This is a genomic window from Succinivibrio sp., from assembly GCF_045124615.1.
In the GTDB taxonomy this organism is placed as follows: domain Bacteria; phylum Pseudomonadota; class Gammaproteobacteria; order Enterobacterales; family Succinivibrionaceae; genus Succinivibrio; species Succinivibrio faecicola.
The window spans coordinates 1-6,296 of record NZ_JBGVMC010000092.1; the positions used below are offsets into that span (position 1 = coordinate 1).

The following is a 6,296-nucleotide window of genomic DNA, read 5'->3' on the forward strand; positions in this document are numbered from 1 at the left end:
AATGCTCTATGTCCTTATGAGGCAATACAGTCAGATATTTTTCAGGTTTCTTTTTACCGATAAAAGCTCTTGTCGTATCAGCATACTTGTTTCCAGCTTCATCACCATCTGCTAAAACATGGAAATTAATTCCAAGCTCTAATGCTAGTTTTATCAGTGGTTTTAAGCCGCACTGTGCAAATTCAATGATTCTGATACCTTCACATGGCAAAGATACACCAAGAATATTTGCAATCTGTGTCAGTAACCAGACTTCAGTTTCTCCCTCAACAAGTAGCCATGTTCTTGCAAAAAGAGCCATTGGTCTATTAAGTCTGATATGAAAAGCTATTCTTCTTAAATCTTCATAACTTAAAGAATGCTTCTCAATCTTATAACAGATTGTGTCGTAAACTCTTCTGTCTAATCTGCGTAGACTGTCAAGAGGAATGGAAGATAGCAGATCTCCACTGTTTGTGGTAACAATTTTTTGAGACTGAGTCTGTTCAAGAATCGACCACAAAGACAAAAGTAAAGATGGATGAAAACGAGATTCAATATCCTCAAGAATAATTATTGGCTGACTGTTAGGATCAATTTCTCTATCCTTGTTTGATATGAGCATATTGATTGAAATGTAGGAGGCTAAAGCTTTTGATTTATTTACACCAGGAGCTTTTAACATTCTTTTGATATTTGCAAGAGACTCAAGTGATACAGGTCTTCTTACAATGTCATCAAGATTACGCTTTTGAGTTTTCTCATCCTTTTTGTCATCTAAACTTGTATAACAGGTTAAATATTTTTCAACAAAAGATCCAAAATTAGAAACTAAACCGTTCACCACTGAATTTACATATTCTGCGGATAATTCATTATCTTCTGATAGCTTGTCTAAAAGCTCTTTTAGTTTTGGCTGTTTACTGTAAAAAGCTCCTGTTGTATTAGCAGCTTCCATACGGCTGTCTCGAAGTCTGAACACAGGATTTAGCTTTATGATTGATAGAATAGCTTTCTTTAAACATTCATCAAATTTATGAGTCTGATTGTTCTGATTCAATAAAGAATGTCTTGTTACAAACTTGTTTAGATTTTCATCATGAAAGGCAACAATCTGATAATGAAGTGAATACTGCCCATCCTTATCAAAATACCAGTAAGGTTTTAAAGACTCATCATATATTGATTTATCGCCAACTAAGGATTCTTTAAAGTACAGATCTATTCTTATATGCCTATCTGTAGAATCATACTGATCTGCCTTTTCTATTTCAGGTAAATGTTTATCTATATACTTATTTAGATCGTCAAAGAATGATTTATCATTTTTTCTGACACCATTAAAATTTAGCTTCTTTAAACGCCTTCTTTGCAGAATAGGATTGAAAAATCTTGCAAAAGGATGCTTTTTTTCTGTAGACAGGTTATCTGAATTTACAGAATATGATTTATCTGTAAAGTCTATAGGTGGTCTTTGTGTATCATTTTCATTAAAATCAAAGATCTGACTTTCGTTAGAGACTTCTATAGGAACGTATAAATCATCTTTTGTAAATTTACACAGCTGTTCCCCCTGACCTAACACCATCCACAAAGCACGTAGTAATGATGTTTTACCCCAGTGATTCTCACCAATAAGAACTGTACTGTCTTCTTGAAAATCAACGCAGAGCTTTCTTATACCTCTGAAATTAACAATAACTGCTTTTTCTAAATACATAATTATCCTTTTGCTTATATGTTAAGAGTAGGACAAATATGTAAAAATCCTTAAAAGAAAATATAAAAAAAGTGTTGATATATGAAGCTATCAACACTTTTCAAATATATTTTAATTAAGGGCAATATATTATTTACGATGCCATGTTGTACCGTTTGGCCCATCCTCAAGCTCAATATTCATAGCCTTGAGCTTGTCTCTTGCAGCATCTGCTCTTGCCCAGTCTTTTGCTAATCTTGCATCATTTCGCTCTTTGATTAAAGCCTCAATTTCTTGAGCATCATCATTATTAGCACCAGACATTAAGAATGTTGCAGGATCCTGTTCAAGAATACCTAATACTGAAGATAGCTGCTTTAATCTGCCAGCTAAAACAGCTGCAGTTTCATCATCAGCCTTGTTAATCTGCTTTACAAGATCAAACAGTACAGATATTGCACCAGGAGTATTGAAATCATCATCCATGTACTCCTTGAATTTTGCAACATACTCATCATCACCTGATACTTCCTTGATTGATTTAACATCACGCAAGGTTGTATAGAATCTGTTTAATGCTGCTCTTGCCTTATCAAGATTTTCCTGAGAATAGTTAAGAGGGCTTCTGTACTGACCTGATAAAAGGAAGAATCTTACAGTTTCTGCATCATAAGTCTTGAGAACATCTCTAATTGTAAAGAAATTGTTTAAAGACTTAGACATCTTCTCTTCATTGATCATTACCATGCCAGAGTGCATCCAGTAATGTACATATGAGGTATGATTTGCACAGCAGCTCTGAGCAATTTCATTCTCATGGTGAGGGAAAATCAGATCTGAACCACCACCGTGAATATCAAACTCTGAACCTAAATACTTGTTGTTCATTGCAGAGCATTCAATATGCCAGCCAGGTCTTCCCTTACCCCATGGTGAATCCCAGTATGGTTCACCTTCTTTTGACATTTTCCATAAGACGAAATCTAATGGATTGTGCTTGCTCTTTGCAACTTCAATTCTTGCACCAGCCTGCAGTTCATCAAGGATCTGACCTGAAAGTTTGCCATAATCCTTAAATGAGTTGATATCGAATACAACGTCACCATTTTCTGATACATATGCATTCTTGTTGTCGATAAGTTTCTGAACAAAAGCAATGATATCTTCAATTGTTTCTGTTGCCTTTGGTTCAATGTCAGGACGTTTGATATTCAGAGAATCAAAATCCTTATGCATTTCATCGATAAACTGATTTGCAAGATCTTTTGCACTTATACCGCGCTCATTAGCACGCTTGATAATCTTGTCATCAATATCGGTGATGTTTCTTACATAAGTTACATCGTAACCTGAAAATCTTAAATAACGTACAATCACGTCAAAGTTTACAAAGGTGCGAGCATGACCGATATGACATAAATCATAGGTTGTAACACCACAGACATACATGCCAATCTTATTCTCTTCAATTGGCTTGAATTCCTGTTTGCTTCTAGTCAAGGTGTTATAAATCTTAAGCATATTTATTCTCTTGAAATTTTTATTCCACAAAATTAATGTGAGTATTTTAGCAAAAATTTGAGACCGATAATGACAATTAGAAAAAAATGACAGTTTTTAATGATATCGTTTCTTCTTTTACTAGCAGTTTTTGTTTATTCACTGTAAAATTTTTCTATCTAATCTTTAATCAATGGAAAAATATTATGATTACTTTAAAAACAAATTTAGGTGATATCGTTATTGAGCTTGATTACGACAAGGCTCCTGTTACTGCAAAGAACTTTGAAGAGTATGTAAAGTCAGGTTTCTATAAGGGTACAATTTTCCATCGCGTTATCAAAGGCTTCATGATTCAGGGTGGCGGTCTTACTGCTGATATGGACAACAAGCCAACTAATGCTCCTATCAAGAACGAAGCAGATAACGGTTTAAAGAATGATCGTGGAACAATTGCTATGGCAAGAACACAGGATCCACACTCTGCTACAGCTCAGTTCTTTATCAATACAGTTGATAACTCATTCTTAAACTTCAGATCAAAAGATTTAAATGGCTGGGGCTACTGCGTATTCGGAAAAGTTGTTCAGGGTATGGATGTAGTTGATAAGATTGAAAAATCAAAGACTACAACTGTTTCTTACTATCGGGACGTACCTGTAGAGACAGTTGAAATCTTAGATGCAACTTTTGATGCTTAATTTTAGGAAATAAAATGGCTACATACATCATTGCAGATCTTCATTTATCAGAGAATAAACCTCTGTTACTAAACGCATTGGCTAATTTCTATGATAAAACACTTATTCTCAATGATCGATTGATCATTCTTGGAGATATGTTTGATGTATTTGTTGGTCTTGATCCTAAATCAGCTTTCCATCAGAAAATCAGAGCTATTATTTCTAAGGCACATGCAAGAGGAGTAACAACTCTTTTCCAAAGAGGAAATCGTGATTTTCTGGTGGATAGTAAAGCCGCTGACTACTTTTGTATGACTCTGATTTCAGATTTCTATGCAATTCCAACAGTCAATGGTAATGCTCTACTGATGCACGGAGATCAGCTTTGTGCTCAGGACAGGTCCTATCAGAATTTTAAACGTTTCTCTAATAATCCACTAGTTAAAGCGGTCTTTATGTGTCTTCCTCTATCAACAAGAGAAAACATCGGCAATAAAATCCGCAATAAATCAGAAAACAGAGAATCTAGAAACGATCTTGAAAGACACCTTAATAATCCAAATGTGAAAAAACTTGGCAGGATGTTTTTGGAGAAAGCAAAATGCAAACTTCTCATCCATGGTCACTTCCATGTATACGGTGGAGAAGATAATGCATTTGGAGAGGGCACATACCGATTAGGTCTCGGTATGTGGGATTCAAATTTCAGCTACATAAAAATAGATAGAAATGAACTAAAGCTAGTTCAGCGAAAAATGGAGAAGAATTTCTAGTGAGCATCTGCCCAATTTGAGCTTGCTCCTACTCCAACAATCAGAGGAACTTTGAGTTTATATGCCTCTGACATGATTTTTTCTATCTGTGATATAGCTGTATCTAAAAATTCATTTTTCACTTCAAACAACAGTTCGTCATGTACCTGAACAGTCATTCTTACAGTATTTTCAGGTAATGAATCTATCCATTCATTCACTCTTATCATTGCAATCTTGATTATGTCTGCAGCAGATCCCTGCATAGGAGCATTAATTGCTGCTCTTAAAGCTGCTTTTGACATAAGTGCATTTGAAGAATTTACGTTTGGAGTACCTATCTTTCTTCCATCTACAGCTTTTACAAATTCATTTGTCTTTGCAAACTGTTTAATCTCTTCCATGAAAGAATTCAGCTTTGGATATCTTGCAAAGTAACGCTCCATATATACCTTAGCTTCGCTCTGGCTCATATGAGTCTGCTTTGCCAGGCCAAAAGAACTCATTCCATACATCAAACCAAAATTAGTAGCCTTAGCATGTGAACGCTGCTCTGAAGTTACGCTATCAAGTGGGATCTGTAAAACCTCTGCAGCTGTTGCTTTATGAATGTCATATCCTTCGTTAAAAGCCTTTATTAAGGTTGGATCTTCACTCATATGAGCAATTATTCTAAGTTCTATCTGAGAATAATCAGCTGCGACAAGTGTATATCCAGAAGGTGCGACGAAAGCTTTTCTAATGCTCTTTCCTTCAGGAGTTCTTGCAGGAATATTCTGTAAATTAGGATCAGAGCTTGATAATCTGCCTGTTACAGTTCCTGCCTGATTGAATGAAGAATAGATGCGATTTGTTGTCCCATCAATGATAGTCTGCAGCTTTTCAGTATATGTTGAAATAAGCTTGCTAAGCTCTCTGTATCTTAAAATCAGATTTGCAACATCATAATTAGGAGCTATTGCCTCAAGTATTTCCTCTGAAGTTGACAGTTTTGCTCCTGCCTTTACTTTCTTTGGATATGGGATCTGCATTTTTGTAAACAGAACCTCAGAGAGCTGTTTTGGAGATGAGATATTGAATTCGCAATCACAGCTTGCATAAATCTGAGACTGTATTTTTACAAGCTCTTCTTTTAGTACAACATTCTGTTTTTCTAATTCATTCTTATCTACATAAACACCATTGAGTTCCATTTTATAAAGAACCTTCAAAAGAGGCATTTCCATATCAAAGAATAACTCTGTATCCTTTTGGGATAAGAAAAGTTTCTGGCTTAATTCCTTGTATAAACGGAATGTGACAATTGCATCTTCTGCTGCATAATCAAGGACTTTTTCAATAGGACACTGGCTGATTAGAACCTTCTTCTTGTCACCTACAACTTCTTCATAAGATATTGTTTTGTATGACAGAACTGTTTTTGCTAAATCATCCATATTTACAGCTGCACTGCTATCAAGCAAATGAGCTAGGATCATGGTATCAGCATATATATTGCCAAGATTTAATTCCATGCCCTGATAATGCATTACTTCAAGATCAAATTTAATGTTATGGCCTATGATCTTAAGATCTTTTCTGTTTAATGCAGGAATAAGAAGCTCTTTTATGATTTCAGGATCAAGCTGAGCTCCCACATTTATGTAGCAGTGATTGATAGGAATATAGAAAGCTTCACCCTCG

Annotated in this window: 5 protein-coding genes; 2 read left to right on the forward strand and 3 right to left on the reverse strand. The window is 35.2% G+C overall.

Translation table 11 applies throughout. The annotated features are described in order from the left end of the window. On the reverse strand, window positions 1-1,699 hold a 1,699-nt coding region (locus ACJML3_RS02530; RefSeq protein ID WP_406020321.1), incomplete at its 3' end, for a DUF2813 domain-containing protein. Window positions 1,700-1,828: 129 nt separating this feature from the next. Further along, complete coding sequence (cysS, locus tag ACJML3_RS02535) at window positions 1,829-3,199, reverse strand: cysteine--tRNA ligase (protein WP_406020323.1); 1,371 nt, start codon at window positions 3,197-3,199, stop codon at window positions 1,829-1,831. 185 nt (window positions 3,200-3,384) lie between these two features. On the opposite strand from cysS, the gene ACJML3_RS02540 reads away from it, so the two are divergent. Continuing rightward, entirely contained in the window at window positions 3,385-3,879 is a 495-nt protein-coding gene (locus tag ACJML3_RS02540; protein ID WP_406020325.1) for a peptidylprolyl isomerase, read from the forward strand. A gap of 14 nt (window positions 3,880-3,893) precedes the next feature. Next, entirely contained in the window at window positions 3,894-4,634 is a 741-nt protein-coding gene (locus ACJML3_RS02545) for a UDP-2,3-diacylglucosamine diphosphatase (protein WP_219937626.1), read from the forward strand. Here ACJML3_RS02545 and ACJML3_RS02550 read toward each other — a convergent pair. Next, window positions 4,631-6,296, reverse strand: a 1,666-nt coding sequence (locus ACJML3_RS02550; protein WP_406020327.1) for a DNA polymerase, incomplete at its 5' end; no start/stop codon positions are given. The two genes, ACJML3_RS02545 and ACJML3_RS02550, sit on opposite strands and share 4 nt — an antisense overlap.